Source organism: Cobetia amphilecti (assembly GCF_032923285.1).
In the GTDB taxonomy this organism is placed as follows: Bacteria; Pseudomonadota; Gammaproteobacteria; order Pseudomonadales; family Halomonadaceae; genus Cobetia; species Cobetia amphilecti.
Window position 1 is genome coordinate 3,929,985 of record NZ_CP136695.1, and the last position, 14,112, is coordinate 3,944,096.

General features: G+C 65.2%; 12 protein-coding genes and 1 pseudogene. 5 read left to right on the top strand and 8 right to left on the bottom strand.

Annotated features, from left to right (window positions below):
• Positions 1-25: 25 nt before the first annotated feature.
• The gene (locus R1T44_RS16600) at positions 26-646 is read left to right on the top strand and encodes a glycerol-3-phosphate acyltransferase (protein ID WP_284726925.1); all 621 of its coding nucleotides are present in this window, start codon (positions 26-28) and stop codon (positions 644-646) included.
• A 182-nt stretch (positions 647-828) separates the two neighbouring features.
• Here R1T44_RS16600 and R1T44_RS16605 read toward each other — a convergent pair whose 3' ends face one another.
• The 8 genes and pseudogenes from R1T44_RS16605 to R1T44_RS16640 all read right to left on the bottom strand — a co-directional run bounded on the left by R1T44_RS16605 (position 829) and on the right by R1T44_RS16640 (position 9,824).
• On the bottom strand, positions 829-2,073 hold the full coding sequence (locus R1T44_RS16605) for a polynucleotide adenylyltransferase (protein WP_216060519.1): 1,245 nt from the start codon (positions 2,071-2,073) through the stop codon (positions 829-831).
• Positions 2,074-2,164: 91 nt separating this feature from the next.
• Positions 2,165-2,491, bottom strand: a complete 327-nt coding sequence (gene glpE / locus R1T44_RS16610) for a thiosulfate sulfurtransferase GlpE (RefSeq protein WP_054557228.1) — start codon at positions 2,489-2,491, stop codon at positions 2,165-2,167.
• 78 nt (positions 2,492-2,569) lie between these two features.
• Complete coding sequence (locus R1T44_RS16615; RefSeq protein WP_284726924.1) at positions 2,570-3,409, bottom strand: symmetrical bis(5'-nucleosyl)-tetraphosphatase; 840 nt, start codon at positions 3,407-3,409, stop codon at positions 2,570-2,572.
• A gap of 71 nt (positions 3,410-3,480) precedes the next feature.
• Complete coding sequence (apaG, locus tag R1T44_RS16620) at positions 3,481-3,861, bottom strand: Co2+/Mg2+ efflux protein ApaG (RefSeq protein ID WP_284726923.1); 381 nt, start codon at positions 3,859-3,861, stop codon at positions 3,481-3,483.
• Between the two features lie 185 nt (positions 3,862-4,046).
• Positions 4,047-4,835 (bottom strand): annotated as a pseudogene (rsmA, locus tag R1T44_RS16625) (16S rRNA (adenine(1518)-N(6)/adenine(1519)-N(6))-dimethyltransferase RsmA); the annotation flags it as partial.
• A 194-nt stretch (positions 4,836-5,029) separates the two neighbouring features.
• On the bottom strand, positions 5,030-6,046 hold the full coding sequence (pdxA, locus tag R1T44_RS16630; protein ID WP_043334631.1) for a 4-hydroxythreonine-4-phosphate dehydrogenase PdxA: 1,017 nt from the start codon (positions 6,044-6,046) through the stop codon (positions 5,030-5,032).
• 27 nt (positions 6,047-6,073) lie between these two features.
• A complete protein-coding gene (locus R1T44_RS16635; protein WP_043334629.1) occupies positions 6,074-7,357 on the bottom strand; it encodes a peptidylprolyl isomerase in 1,284 nt (427 codons plus the stop codon).
• An 82-nt stretch (positions 7,358-7,439) separates the two neighbouring features.
• On the bottom strand, positions 7,440-9,824 hold the full coding sequence (locus R1T44_RS16640; RefSeq protein ID WP_107336741.1) for an LPS-assembly protein LptD: 2,385 nt from the start codon (positions 9,822-9,824) through the stop codon (positions 7,440-7,442).
• Between the two features lie 381 nt (positions 9,825-10,205).
• Here R1T44_RS16640 and R1T44_RS16645 point away from each other — a divergent pair, with 381 nt between their 5' ends.
• The 4 genes from R1T44_RS16645 to speD all read left to right on the top strand — a co-directional run bounded on the left by R1T44_RS16645 (position 10,206) and on the right by speD (position 14,016).
• The gene (locus tag R1T44_RS16645) at positions 10,206-11,453 is read left to right on the top strand and encodes an aminoglycoside phosphotransferase family protein (RefSeq protein ID WP_284726922.1); all 1,248 of its coding nucleotides are present in this window, start codon (positions 10,206-10,208) and stop codon (positions 11,451-11,453) included.
• Positions 11,453-12,304 (top strand): nucleotidyltransferase family protein, encoded by an 852-nt coding sequence (locus R1T44_RS16650; protein ID WP_284726921.1) that lies wholly within the window; start codon positions 11,453-11,455, stop codon positions 12,302-12,304. The genes R1T44_RS16645 and R1T44_RS16650 overlap by 1 nt, the downstream gene beginning before the upstream one ends.
• Positions 12,305-12,482: 178 nt before the next feature.
• The gene (locus R1T44_RS16655) at positions 12,483-12,908 is read left to right on the top strand and encodes an OsmC family protein (RefSeq protein ID WP_043334623.1); all 426 of its coding nucleotides are present in this window, start codon (positions 12,483-12,485) and stop codon (positions 12,906-12,908) included.
• A gap of 313 nt (positions 12,909-13,221) precedes the next feature.
• The gene (speD, locus tag R1T44_RS16660; protein WP_043334620.1) at positions 13,222-14,016 is read left to right on the top strand and encodes an adenosylmethionine decarboxylase; all 795 of its coding nucleotides are present in this window, start codon (positions 13,222-13,224) and stop codon (positions 14,014-14,016) included.
• The last annotated feature ends 96 nt before the right edge of the window (positions 14,017-14,112 follow it).

Here is a 14,112-nt window from a genome sequence, read left to right on the forward strand (position 1 = left end):
CTCGGGCACGCAGCGGGTCGACATCATGCTGACGGGCCTGATCGAGTGGGCCGCGCAACTGGCCAGCTGGCAACAGTTGAGCCTGCTGATGGCCGTGGCCTATGCCAGCGGTTCGGTGCTGGGCGCGGTGTGGATCTGTCAGCGACTGGGGCTGGCCGACCCACGCCTGGCGGGGTCCTTCAATCCGGGCTTCTCCAATGTGCTGCGATTGCATGGCGCACTGCCCGCCGCCCTGGTACTGGTCTTCGATGCCGCCAAGGGCATGCCGGCACTCTGGCTGGGGCTGGCGCTCTCGCTGCCGCCCTGGGCACTGGGATTGATCGGGCTGGCCGTGCTGATCGGCCACAGCCTGCCGCTGTGGCACCGTGGCCATCGCGGTGGCAAGGCCGTGGCCGCTGCCTTTGGCGTGCTGCTGATGCTGGCGCCGGGCGTCGCCTTGAGCTGCGCCGCGCTGTGGGTCGGGCTGGCCTGGCGACTGCGTACGGCGGCCATCGCCTCGCTGGTGGCCGGACTGGCGGCGCCCCTGTTCAGCCTGTGGCTGGCGCCGCAGATGAGCGGCGTGATTCTGGTCTTCGCCAGCCTGATCGTGATTCGTCATGCGCTGAATCTGCGCCGCCTGAGCGATGGCAGCGAGCCGCGCCTGTAAGCATGCTTTGCTCATACGCAGCGTACTGCTCATGAAAAACACGCTCTGCTCAAACGCACACTCCGCCTCACAAGGCCCCTTCCTGCGGCCAAGACGCAAAAGCCCCGGCGCAGGGCCGGGGCTTTCGGGGTCATATGCTCAGGTCAGGTGCACAGATCAGGCGCTCAGCAGCGGTCAGGTGCTCAGTGACTGTGTCCGCAGCCGCAATGAGGCGCGTGCACTTCCGGCATGGCCTGCCATTCGCTCAGCGCCTGCTCGATGGCCTGCTGGCGCTGCTCACTGAGCGCACGCCCGATTTCCGCCCCTTTCAGGCCCTGTTCGACCAGAGACTGCGGCGACACCGCCGTCGCGGCTTGCCAGACGGCATTGCCCAGCCGTGCCAGCCCCTTGTCCTCGACCGCCAGCAGGGCCACCAGCACCGACTGGCGCTCGCCACGCCGCCAGGCATCGACACCATCCAGCCAGGCCTTGAGATCGGCTGCGCTCACGCCACCTTCCCGCCGCGAGGCCTCGTTCAATTCCCGGCACAGACGCGCCTGCTGGGCGGCGTCACGCACGGCGCTGGGCAGACGCAAGTCCTGCGCCAGGGCATCGATCTCGTCGCGTGACAGGTGCTCCACCAGGCGCGCCATGCGCCAGCAGACCATCTCCGCCTCATCGACCAGCTGACGCGGCAGGCGGTCCAGCCGCGCCAGCGCCGCTGCGAGCTGTTCGGCATCGCGGGTCAGCGGCGGCATCAGCACCGCCAGCGCCCCCAGTTCATCGAGCAGCTGGAAGTAGGCTTCGGGACTGGCCTCGCCCAGCGCCTTCTCGGTCTCCTTCCAGACCCGCTCGGCCACCAGATGCGAGACCTCGCCGCTTTCGACCATGGCAACCATCATCTGTCGGGTCTCCTCCGCGACCGTGAAGCCGAGCCCCTGATAGCGCGCCAGAAAGCGTGCCACGCGCAGTACGCGCAGCGGGTCTTCGCTGAAGGCGCTCGAGACATGACGCAACACGCGCGCCTCGAGATCTGCCAGGCCACCGTAGGGGTCGATCACCTCGCCCTGCCCCGGCGTGCTGTCGAGCGGTTCGGCCATGGCATTGATGGTCAGGTCGCGACGAATGAGGTCCTCTTCCAGCGTCACATCGGGACTGGCATGCACGCTGAAGCCGACATACCCGTGGCCGGACTTGCGCTCGGTACGCGCCAGCGCGTACTCCTCCTGGGTCTGCGGATGCAGGAAGACCGGGAAGTCCCGCCCGACCGGCCGGAAGCCACGCGCCTGCATGTCTTCCACCGTCGCGCCCACCACCACGAAGTCGCACTCGTGCCACGGCCAACCCAGGCGCGCATCACGCACCGCGCCGCCCACGCGATAGACCTCAAGCCCGCTCAACAGGCGGTCACGCGAATCGGTCAGTGAAGAAGGCGTCGTCTGAGTCATGCGAATGTCCTTGCCCTGCGGCACGAGATACAAAGCTGAATGAGGAAAGCGAGGAAGTACGACCAGTGATGGCAGTCACGTGCAGGCGGCGTCAGCTACCGCTCTCGACGTCATCACCATGCGTCAATTGGTACTGGGTAAAGCCACCATCGAGGGAATAGACCTTCTCGAAGCCCTGCCCCGCCAGCCAGGCGGCGGCCTGCTGACTGGAATGGCCGTGATAGCAGACCACCACCAGCGGCTTGTCGCGCGGGGTGTCTTCCAGAATGGCACCGGCACTGGCGTTGTCCAGATGACGGCTGCCCGGGATACGCCCCTGCGTGAAGCTGAGCGGATCGCGGATATCGAGTACCACGAGCGACGGATCGCGTTGGCGCCAGTCACTGAGGGTTGCGAGATCAAGATGTTCGAAACTCATGCGGGCTCCGCTTGTTGAGTAAGGGAAAGGCATTCGCCAGCGACGGCAGACCTGCTGTCACTGGCGACGGGAGGGCGCTCAGCGCGAGATCAGCGCCGGCTCGAAGACGCGCTCTTCCGTCTCGAGATTGAGCGCCGTCAGGCCACCGCCCCACACGCAGCCGGTGTCCAGCGCCTCGACATCCTGACGCGCCGCCGGTGCCTCGCCTTCCAGAGCAGCCCAGTGACCGAACAGCAGGCGCGGCGAATCATCCCAAGCCCCTTCGGGACGCGGATACTGGAACCAGGGACGGCTCCCCTCCGGCGCGCTGTCCAGCCCTTCCTTGGCCGCGAAATCCAGTCGGCCATCACTGTGCAGAAAGCGCATGCGCGTGAAGACATTGACGATACAGCGCAGGCGCGGCGTGCCTTCGAGATCCTCCTGCCAGCGGTCCGGCGTATTGCCGTACATCTCGCCGAGAAAGCCTCGATAGTCGTCGCCCGCCAGCACGGCATGCGCTTCGCGGGCATAACCGGCCGCCTGGTCCAGCGTCCAGCTCGGCAACACGCCGGCATGGCTCATCACCGTGCGGCGATTGCCGACCAGCGCATCCACCATCAGCGGCTGACGACGCAGCCAGTCCAGCAGCTCCTCACGGTCCGGCGCCTCGAGAATCGGCGTCAGCGTATCGGAGCGCTTGTGACGGCTGAAGCCTTCGGCCACCGCCAGCAGGTGGAGGTCATGGTTGCCCAGCACCACCCGCGCATCATCGCCCAGCGACTTGACCAGACGCAGGCACTCCAGCGAGCCCGGCCCGCGATTGACCAGGTCTCCCGCCAGCCACAGCACATCGCGCCCCGGCGTGAAATCGAGGCGCTGCAACAGAAGTTCAAACTCTTGATGGCAGCCCTGCAAATCGCCAATCGCCCACTGCGTCATGCCCACTCCCTGACCGCCGTGGCGGCCTGACTTGCTGTCTTGAATACGAAACGCTGCGTCACGCGGCCACCCTAGTGAACCTGATGCGGACCGGCGAGACGGAACGGTGCGATGGCGACCTCGAAGGTGCGCGCATGGGTCGCGTCACAGAAGGTATAGGCCCCCTGCATCACGCCGACCGGCATGTCGAGCACGGCGCGCGAGGTATAGCGAAAGCTCTCGCCGGGCGCGATCAGCGGCTGCTTGCCGACCACGCCCTTGCCACGCACTTCCTGCTCATCGCCGCTGCCCTGGGTGATCTTCCAGTAGCGCGCCAGCAGCTGCACGGTCTCATCCGTCCCGTTGTGCACGGTGATGGTGTAGCGGAACACGTGTCGGTTCTCGCTCGGACGACTCTCGTCGGCGCAGTACTCGGGTACGGCGTCGATACGGATGTCCGCCACGCGACTCATGCGTCGTGGTCGCTGGCATTGCGGGCGTCGCCCTTGGCATCGCTCTCGGCATCGAGGCGCTCGCCACTGTCGCTATCACGATGACTATCACTGGCACTGTCGGCTGCCGGCGCACCGTGGCCGACATTGCTGCGCGGACGCTTCTTCGGTGCCTTGTCGGCCTTGTCCACCGTCATGCCCTGCTCACTGAGGTGGTTGCTGATCATCACCAGCTCAGCGACGGTCAGTGTCTGCGGACGACGCGAGGGGTCGATGCCCAGCGCGGTCAGCTGGTCGGCATCGATGCGGCTCTTGAAGTTGTTGCGCAGCGTCTTGCGGCGCTGGGAGAAGGCTTCGCGCACGATGACGGCGAGCAGCTTCTCGTCCTTGGCCGGATGCGGCAATTCACGGTGCGGTACCAGACGCACGATGGCGGAATCCACCTTCGGCGCCGGGAAGAAGGCGCTCGGCGGCACCAGGAACAGATTTTCCACCGCGCAGTAATACTGGGTCATCACCGACAGGCGGCCCCAGTCGGTGCCACCCGGCTCGGCGGCCAGACGCTCGACGACTTCCTTCTGCAGCATGAAGTGCATGTCGGAGATCGCGCCGCGTGCTTCCAGCAGGTGGAAGATCAGCGGGGTGGAGATGTTGTACGGCAGATTGCCGACCACGCGCAGCGCCGGGCCATCACCGACCAGCTCCGGGAAATCGAAGCGCAGGGCATCGCCTTCGTGGATCACGAAGTCCGGGTAGTTGAAGAACTGCACGCGCAGACCCGGGATGAGGTCACGGTCCAGCTCGATGACTTCCAGCTTGCCTGCCGCTTCCAGCAGCGGGCCGGTCAAGGCACCCTGCCCCGGGCCGATCTCGACCAGGCGCTCGCCTTCCGCGGGACGAATGGCATTCACGATGCGGGAGATGACGCCAAGGTCCTGCAGAAAGTTCTGACCGAAACGCTTGCGAGCGCGATGCGCGGGGAAATGTTGGGACATGGGACTGACCTTCCTCCTGGGAATCCGTCGGGATTCCCGACAACAAGACGCCGCCATGGCCTGCAGGGACACAGGCAGACCGGGGCGGCGAGACCATCCTCGATGGTCGAATGACTGGGGTAGCGAGACGCCACGCTGTGGCGCACGCCTGACGTGCCGCCATGCGGTCACGCCCGAGTGATGCGGGGATTATCTCAGGCTCGCGCGGCGGCTGCCATCTCGATGGCGACACGCACGGCCTGCAACAGGCTGCCGACGTCGGCACGTCCGCTGCCGGCGAGGTCCAGCGCCGTGCCGTGATCCACGGAGGTACGCACGATCGGCAGGCCCAGCGTGATGTTGGCGGCTTCACCGAAGCCGGCATACTTGAGCACCGGCAGGCCCTGGTCGTGGTACATCGCCAGTACCGCATCCACGCCCTCCAGATGCCGCGGCGTGAACAGGGTATCGGCCGGCAGCGGGCCATCCAGCTGCATGCCGGTCGCGCGCAGGGCGTCGAGCGTCGGGGAAATCACCTCGATCTCCTCATGCCCCAGGTGCCCGCCCTCGCCGGCATGCGGATTGAGCCCGCACACCGCGATGCGCGGCGCGGCACAGCCGAAGTAGCGCGTCAGATCCTTCGCGAGGATCTTCATCACCCGCGTCAGGCCCTCGGGCGTGATGGCATCGGCCACCTCGCGCAGCGGCAGGTGCGTGGTGGCCAGCGCCACCCGCAGCCCGGGGCATGCCAGCATCATGACCACTTCCTCGACCCCGCAGACATCGCGCAGGTATTCGGTGTGGCCGGTGAAGCCCGCATGCCCGGCCTCGATCACGGCGGCCTTGGACAACGGCGCCGTCACCATCGCACTGGCATGACCCGCCTGGCAGGCGGCGATGGCGACATCCAGCATCGCCAGCACATGATCGCCATTGCGCGCATCGATCACGCCCGGCTCGCTGGGCACTGCCAGCGGCACCGGCCATACGGCCAGCTCACCATTGCGGGCCGGCGGCAGCGGGTCACCCGGCGCCAGCTCATGCACCACCAGCGGCAGTCCCAGCAGGCGGGCACGACTGACCAGCAAGGCGGGGTCTGCCACGGCGACCAGCTGCGCGGGGAACGCTTCCGCCTGACCGGCCAGCATGACCAGCAGTTCCGGGCCGATGCCCGCCGGCTCACCGGCGGTCAGGGCGATGATGTCGGGCGCAGTCTCTTCGCGACGATTCATGACGGTGTCTCGCTGCTCCACTCGGACTTACTGCTCATCGAGACGGTTGTCGACATAGGCCTCGGCACGCACCTGCTGCTGCCAGGCTTCGAGCTCATCATTGAGCTTGCGCTGGAACAGGGTCTTGCGCACCTTGTCACGCTGGCTGGAGTTGGTCACATCCTGCTGGCGACGCTCCTCGACTTCGATGATGTGATAGCCGAAGCGGCTCTTGACCGGCTGGCTGATCTCGCCCACGTCCAGGCCATTCATGGCCGTCTCGAAGGAGGAGACCGTCTGGCCCGGGCTGACCCAACCCAGCTCGCCACCCTTGAGGGAGCTGCCCTTGTCGTCGCTGAATTCCTGAGCCAGCGCGGCGAAGTCCTCGCCCCCCAGCAGACGGCGGCGAATGGACTCGGCACGCTCAAGCGCCTGCTGATCGCTGAGGTTCGGGTTGGGCTGGATCAGGATGTGGCGAGCGCGCGTCTGGGAGATCAACGCCTTGCCCGCGCCACGCTTCTCGATCAGCTTGACGAGGTGATAACCGCTGGCACTGCGCAGCGGCTCGGAGACCTGACCGGCCTGCATGTTCGGGATGACATCGGCGAACACCGTCGGCAGCTCACCGCCGGAACGCCAGCCGAGATCGCCGCCGCTCAGTGCCTGACTGCCGGCGGATTCGGCGGCAGCCAGCTGGGCGAAATCGGTGCCCTGCTCGATCTGCTGGCGCAGGCTGTCGGCCTTGGCGCGCGCGGCCTTGACCTGGTCCGGCGTCGGCTCCTGGGGCAGTGCCACCAGCAGGTGGGCCAGATGGTACTGGACGTCGCTGCCGACATTCTGCTGATTGAGATAGCGGTCTATCTCACGATCCGAGATCCGCACCCGGCTGGCCACGCTGCGCTGCTGGATCTGCTGCACCAGCAGCTCACGACGCACCTGATCGCGCACCTGGGCCAGTGACATGCCGTCCTGCTCGAGCTTGTCGGCGAAGGCTTCCAGGCTCATGCCGTTGTCCTTGGCGATGCCGCGCAGGGTGGCGTTGAGCTGGGTATCGTCGATGCTGAGGTTGGCCTGTTCCGCCAGCTGCAGCTGAATCTGCTCGTTGACCATACGATCAAGAACCTGACGCTCCAGCACGTCGCGCGGCGGCAGGTTGATGCCACGGCTCTGCAACTGCTGACTCGCCTGGGTGACGCGCTGCTCCATGTCGCTTTGCATGATGGCGTCCTTGTTGACCACGGCAACCACGCGGTCGAGCAACTCGGCGGCACCGGCCGGCAGACTCGCCAGCACAAATGCCAGCCCCAGCGGGGCAATCAGGGTCTTGCGCATCACATGTTCTCTCGGCGTAAAAATGTTGATGGCGCCACCCTGCGGCGGCGCCTTGGCGTCATTCACGGCCTGGCGCGGCGACTCAGAAGCCCGCGTTGCGATAGCCCGGTACGGCCTGTTCCAGGTAGCTGTCAGCACTCTGGCCGACGCCTCCCAAGCCCTTGAATTCAAAGGTCAGGAAGATGCCATTCTTCTCTTCGTCATCCGAGATGGTGTTGGCGGTGTCGTTGTCATCCTGCCATTCACGCCAGGTGACCTGCACGCCGTAGCAGCAATCGTTGTACTGCACGCCCAACACCTTCTCCAGTGAACGGGAATTGGTGCTGTCATACATGTAGCGGCCCAGCAGCGACCAGCTCTCGCTCATCGGCGTCGCGAAGGAGAAATCCCACTCGTTGCGGGTATAGCCCAGCACGTCATCCTCGTCCTCATCGTCGTAAGGCACGAAGCCTTCGATCTCACGATTGAAGCCAAAGTTCAGTACCGTGCCCTGTTCCGCACGATAACGCAGCGAGGTCTGGGCACTTTCGGTCACGCCACGATCGAAATCCTGGAACACGGCCTGGGAGGCGGTCCACTGGTCGTTGAGCACCACATCGGCCTGGAAGACCACCGGCGAGCGGTCACGCGTCGCACGATAGTAGTCGGAGTAGCTGTCGAAGTCGGAGCGTGAGGTCTTGTCCGGATCACCGTCCATGTCGATGTTGCGGTCCGACAGGTAGCTCGACTGGCCGACGCCCAGCTTGAGGCGTTCACGGCCGCTTTCATCGCTGATGAAGCGCGAAGACACGCCGTAGGAGACCTTGTTGGTATCGCCGACGCGGTCACCCCCGCTGAAGCGGTACGGAGACCACAGCTGATTCCAGCTGAAGGCGTCTTCCGAGGTGTCGAAGTCGGGCAGATCGGACTGGTCGACCTCCGGCACGTAGGCGTAATAGAGGCGCGGTTCCAGCGTCTGGGTATAGCCGTCGCCGAACCATTCGGTCTCGCGATCGAAGATCAGGCCGCTGTCCAGCGACAGCACCGGGATGGTGGCGGACGGACTGGTACTGCGGTCCGTCTCGCGATCACCGTAGTCCAGGCTGTATGACAGGCTGACCAGCTGCGCGCGCGGCTCGATGAAGCTCCAGCTCTGATCGCTGCGCCAGCCCAGCGCCGGCGCCAGACGCAGGCGCGAACCATTGGCGGCCTGGTCTTCGTCGATGTCGGTATCCGTCTCATCGACATCACGCCAGAAGTAGGTCGCGTTGGAATTCCACTCTTCGTAGAAGCCGTTGGACTGACTCCAGCGACCATCCGCGGTCAGACTCGGCAGACGGTAGAACGGCTTGTCATCGTTATCCAGCGGGTAGTCCATGCGCTGGTAGCCCTGCGCCTTGAACTGCAGGTCCCAGACATCGCCGTGGTAATCGAGCTGTGCCAGACGCTCGAGGCTATCGGTTTCCGTTTCCCCGAAATTGCGCCCGAAGTCGTCGAAATAGTTGCCATCGGAGGCGGCGCCGTACTTCAACTGATAGTCGGTACGGGCGTCATAGCGGCCAGCATGCTGGTAGTTGATGTACCAGCGGTCCTCGCCGATCAGGTCTTCCTCGTCATCGTCGGGGTCGCTGCCGCCATCGTCATCGGCGAGCCAGGCGCCCTCGATGCTGCCTTCATCGCCACGCGGCAATAGATAGCGGAATTCGCCTTCCAGCATCTCGCCACGCTCGGAGATGTAACGCGGCGTGAGGGTGGCATCGTAATTGGGGGCCAGATTCAGGTAGATCGGCTGGGCATAGTCGAAGCCGCTGGAGCTGGTGTAGCTGAACTGCGGCCACAGCAGGCCCGTGTGGCGACGGTCATCGACCGGGAAGCGCACGTAGGGCCAGTAGAAGACCGGCACGCCGCCCATTTCCATGCGCGCATGCTTGGCCGTTCCCCAGCCGGAGTCCTGATCGATGGTGATGTCGCTGCCGACCAGGCGCCACAGGCTGTTGCCCGGCTCACAGGAGGTGAAGCTGGCATCCTTCAGGCGGTAGCGACCATCCTCGAGACGCGCCAGCTGCACCGCGTCGCCGCGCACATGCTGCTCGTGAAAGACGTAGTGGCCGTTGTCGACGCTGGCCGCATCGCTGTTGAGCGAGACCCGCGCGTCGTCGCCGCGCAGCAGGACCCCGGGCTGGCGATAGGTGACAGGTCCCTTGGCGGTGGCGGTGTCACGCGCCTCGTTGACGCTGACCTCGGGCGATTCCAGCTGGGAATCGCCGCGGCGCAGCACCACCTCCCCCATCAGGGTGGCGACGCCATCGTTGCCGTAGTTGGCCTTGTCGGCCGAGGTCGTGACCTGCTCCGGCGTGTCGCCCGCTTCGATACGGTAGGCCGGCGTGACATAGCGCCCGGAGCACAGCTTGCCCTGCGGCACCTCATCATAGGGCTGCCAGTCGAGCTGACTGGCTGACAGGGGCTCGGGCGGAGCGGCCTGTGCCATCAGAGGGGCACCGGCGGCCAGTGGCGCCAGGGTCCACAACAGACGGAAAACCAGTGGCTTGAGCTGCCAGACCGGGCGGTCATCGCCCAATCGGGCTATCGGTGCCTGCCGGGAATGAGCAGACAGAGAGGGAGTCGCGAAGCGACGCTGACGTCGCCCGGGAGCGGTCGTCGGCTTGCCCGGATGGGATGAATGGCTGCGCTGGGCCATGGCTGCTCTGTGTCCTTGGCTGGGGGAATCGGTATTATACAGGCCCAGCAACCGGCCTTCCTGCTTGCCGGTTCCGCCTGCCTTCTCGTCACCACACGACAGCATGCGGGGCCGCGGCACAGGCGTCAACTGACAGCCGGCCCCGCACACGCCGACAGGAGCCCAAGCCCCATGACATCCGACGCCCGCCGCCAGGCGCTGCACGCCTGGGCCGCCGCCCGCCACGACCTCACGCCAGAGGCCGTGCGCATGAGCGCCGTGGCTGACGACGCCAGCTTCCGCCGCTATTTCCGCCTGCACCTCGAGGAACTCGACCCGGCCATGCCGGCGCGCATCCTGATGGACGCCCCGCCCGAGAAGGAAGACAGCCACGGCTTCGTCGCCATCGCCCGCCAATGGCGTGACGCCGGCCTGCCGCTGCCCGAGGTCTTCGCCTTCGACGAGACACTCGGCTTTCTGGAGCTGGAAGACCTCGGCGACACCCCGCTGATGACCGCCCTGACCAGCACCGAGCACGCCGACCACTACTATGGCGAAGCCATCGGGCTGCTCGAGCAGCTGCATCAACTGCCGCCCGGCAACCTGCCTGCCTATGACGACGCCCGCCTGTCCGCCGAACTGGCGCTGTTTCCGGAGTGGTGTCTCGGCCAGCTGCTCGACATGCCGCATGACCGCCGCTACGCCGCCTGGAACAAGCTGACTGACCAATTGCTCGCGGCCGCCAGCGCGCAACCGGTGGTGAGCGTGCATCGCGACTTCCATGCCCAGAACCTGTTCCTGCATCAGTCGGCATCCCAGCACCAGCCCCGGCTGTGGATCATCGATTTTCAGGACGCCGTCAGCGGCCCCGAGAACTACGATCTGATCTCGCTGCTGCGCGACCGTCACTGGCGCTGGCCGGAACCCGCCATGGCACGCTGGATCGAACAGGCGCGTCTGGCCGCCTTGCCACGCTACGCCGCGGCCGGCCTGCCGGCACCGAGCCCGCTGGAATACCGCCAGAGCGTCGAGCGCATGGGCGTGCAGCGCAATCTCAAGATTCTCGGCATCTTCGCGCGCCTGACGCTGCGGGACGCCAAGCCCCGTTACCTGACGCTGATGCCGCGCTTCCTCGGCCACCTGCGCGAAGGTCTGGCCTTCTGCCCGGAACTGATCTCCTTCACCCACTGGCTGGATGAGGTGCTGACGCCGGCGCTGTCGCTGCGGCTGGCCGAGGAATGCGAGGCGCGCGATCTGCGTCTCGCCAATGGCGAGCGCCCCGAGATCAACCTCGATGATTACGATGAGCTGGCAGCCCTCGCCGATCGCGCCGCCCGCCTGCAGCGCAATGCGGCCGCCGCTTCGGCGAAGAGCGCTGCGGCAAGTGAGGAGAATAAGGAAAGCGCAGCAAATACCGACAACGAGTCAGGGAGCCACTGATGCGCGCGATGATTCTGGCGGCCGGTTTCGGCACGCGCATGCGCCCGCTGACCGACCACACCCCCAAGCCGTTGCTGGAAGTCGCCGGGCTGCCGTTGCTGGAGCACCATCTGCTGCGCCTGGAAGCGATCGATGTGGACAGGGTCGTCATCAATGTCGGCCACCTGGCCGACAGGATTCTGAGCCACTTCGCCGCGAAGCCGAATGCCAAGGGCCAGCTCGAGGCTTGCTGGCAGGGGCGCAAGCGCCGCCTGACGCTGATCTTCTCGCGCGAGGAGACGCCGCTGGAAACCGGCGGCGGCATCGCTCGCGCCCTGTCACTCTCCGATGCGCTGACGCAGGACGCAGGCGATGACACGCCCTTCCTGCTGATCAATGGCGATGTCTGGTGTGACGTCGACCTCACGCTGCTGACCATCCAGGCGCTGGCGAGCCATTCACTGGCCCCGCTCGCCGACCAGCCGCAGGCGCTGGCGGGGCTGGTGCTGGTGGATAACCCGCCACATCATCCTCGCGGGGACTTCCTGCTCACCCCGACGGGGATAGTGAAGGATGAAGCCGACGCCGCGAGTGACGAGCAGGACGAGAAAGATGAGCAGGAAGAGCAGGCCGGCAGCCGGCTGACCTTCTCCGGTGTGTCGTGGCTGTCACCACGCCTGATCCGCCGCGCCATCGCCGAGACGCCGGCCTACCAGGGCCCTGACAGCGTCTTCAAGCTGGCGCCGCTGCTGCGTGAGGCCATGCAGCATGGCGAGGTGCGCGGCCTGCATCATCGCGGCACCTGGATCGATGTCGGCACCCCACAGCGTCTGGCCGAGCTGGATGAGCTGCTGAGCCACGCCAGGGCCTGAGCCAGCGCGATATAAGCTCAGCGCTGGACGTTCCTCCGGGCACGCCGATGACAATGCTACCCTGTGCGCCATCGTGCTCACCGCGCCCTTATTCCTATCGCCCCTGGCCTTTATAGCCACTAGCGCCGGGCCGGTGGCGCATCAACGACTTATCAGAAGGAGAAGTTCCGACATGGCAATGAACGCCAGCATCAAATGGACCGATGGTCGCCAGTTCCTCGCCGAATCCGGCAGCGGCCACAGCGTGGTCATGGACGGCAATCCGGACAACGGCGGCCGCAACACCGGTCCGCGTCCGATGGAAATGCTGTTGATGGGTCTGGGCGGCTGCACCAGCTTCGATGTCATCCAGATTCTGGAAAAGGCCCGCCAGCAGGTCACCGACTGTCACGCCGAACTGAGCGCCGAGCGCGCCGATAGCGTGCCGAGCGTGTTCACGAAGATTCACGTCAAGTTCGTGGTCACCGGTCGCAACCTCAAGGAATCCCAGGTAAAGCGTGCCGTCGAGCTGTCCGCCGAGAAGTACTGCAGCGCCTCCCTGATGCTGAGCGCCGGGGGTGTCGAGATCACTCACTCCTACGAAGTCATCGACATCACGGCCTGATCACGCCTCGCCCTCCCGCCGCTCAAGGCCCCACCGACGGCGGGAGGGAACGCACCACTGAGGACGTCTCGCCAGGATCGGCGGGAATTGTCGCTGGCGTGTCAGCCCTGCCTGTGCATAATACGCCCCTCAAACCGGTCGTCTCACCGGTCGTCTCGTGGCAAAGATAGCATGCAAAGCTCCCTGTGAGTCATGCTGCCAGCGCTCGGGACGGGCCTTTCGAGATGTCCTCTTCGGCCCGATGCCTGCCTCTGCCCCATTGCAATGGCGCATCGGATGTCATACCACCCTCCCATTTCAAGGAGGCCTGGACGTGAGCGATCAACTCCGCCTTCACGGGTTCAACAACCTCACCAGTTCGTTGAGCTTCAATATCTACGACATCTGCTACGCGCAGACCGAAGAGCAGCGCACGGCGTATATCGATTATATCGATGAGCTCTACAATGCCGAGCGTCTTACCCAGATCCTCAAGGATGTCACCAACATCATCGGTGCCCACGTGCTGAACATCGCACGCCAGGACTATGAGCCGCATGGCGCCAGCGTGACCATCCTGATCGCCGAGCACGAGCTGGAAGAGCAGGACGTGTCCCAGACCGCGCCGGGCCCGGGCCCGCTGCCGGAAACGGTCGTCGGCCATCTGGACAAGTCTCACGTCACGGTGCACACCTATCCCGAGTCCCACCCGGACAACGGCATCAGCACCTTCCGTCTCGATATCGATGTCTCGACCTGTGGCATGATCAGCCCGCTGAAGGCGCTGAACTATCTGATCCACAGCTTCGATTCCGATATCGTGACCATGGACTACCGCGTGCGTGGCTTCACGCGCGACGTGGATGGCAAGAAGCTGTTCATCGATCACGACATCACCTCCATCCAGGATTACCTGGCGGAAGACACCAAGCGTGCCTACCAGATGGTCGATGTGAACGTGTATCAAGAGAACATGTTCCACACCAAGATGCTGCTCAAGGACTTCGAACTGGACAACTACCTCTTCGGCACCTCGCGTCGCGAGCTGACCTTCGAGGAAGCCACCAACATCGAAGGCCGTCTGCGTCGTGAAATGCTCGAGATCTTCTACTCGCGCAACTTCGACTGATCATCGCCTGCGGCATGCACGGCAGTCGCAGCGCCTGTGCCTGCTTGCCTGAGGCCTGATGACAGTTCGAAAAAAGCCCCTGACACCTCACGGTGT

Bases quoted from the DNA above. Each gene is read 5' to 3' on its own strand.
- pdxA (WP_043334631.1), bottom strand. From the start codon at position 6,046: ATGAATCGTCGCGAAGAGACTGCGCCCGACATCATCGCCCTGACCGCC.
- R1T44_RS16600 (WP_284726925.1), top strand. From the start codon at position 26: ATGCTGACGGGCCTGATCGAGTGGGCCGCGCAACTGGCCAGCTGGCAA.
- R1T44_RS16605 (WP_216060519.1), bottom strand. From the start codon at position 2,073: ATGACTCAGACGACGCCTTCTTCACTGACCGATTCGCGTGACCGCCTG.
- R1T44_RS16640 (WP_107336741.1), bottom strand. From the start codon at position 9,824: ATGGCACAGGCCGCTCCGCCCGAGCCCCTGTCAGCCAGTCAGCTCGAC.
- R1T44_RS16655 (WP_043334623.1), top strand. From the start codon at position 12,483: ATGAACGCCAGCATCAAATGGACCGATGGTCGCCAGTTCCTCGCCGAA.
- R1T44_RS16650 (WP_284726921.1), top strand. From the start codon at position 11,453: ATGCGCGCGATGATTCTGGCGGCCGGTTTCGGCACGCGCATGCGCCCG.
- R1T44_RS16615 (WP_284726924.1), bottom strand. From the start codon at position 3,409: ATGACGCAGTGGGCGATTGGCGATTTGCAGGGCTGCCATCAAGAGTTT.
- R1T44_RS16645 (WP_284726922.1), top strand. From the start codon at position 10,206: ATGACATCCGACGCCCGCCGCCAGGCGCTGCACGCCTGGGCCGCCGCC.
- R1T44_RS16635 (WP_043334629.1), bottom strand. From the start codon at position 7,357: ATGCGCAAGACCCTGATTGCCCCGCTGGGGCTGGCATTTGTGCTGGCG.
- glpE (WP_054557228.1), bottom strand. From the start codon at position 2,491: ATGAGTTTCGAACATCTTGATCTCGCAACCCTCAGTGACTGGCGCCAA.
- apaG (WP_284726923.1), bottom strand. From the start codon at position 3,861: ATGAGTCGCGTGGCGGACATCCGTATCGACGCCGTACCCGAGTACTGC.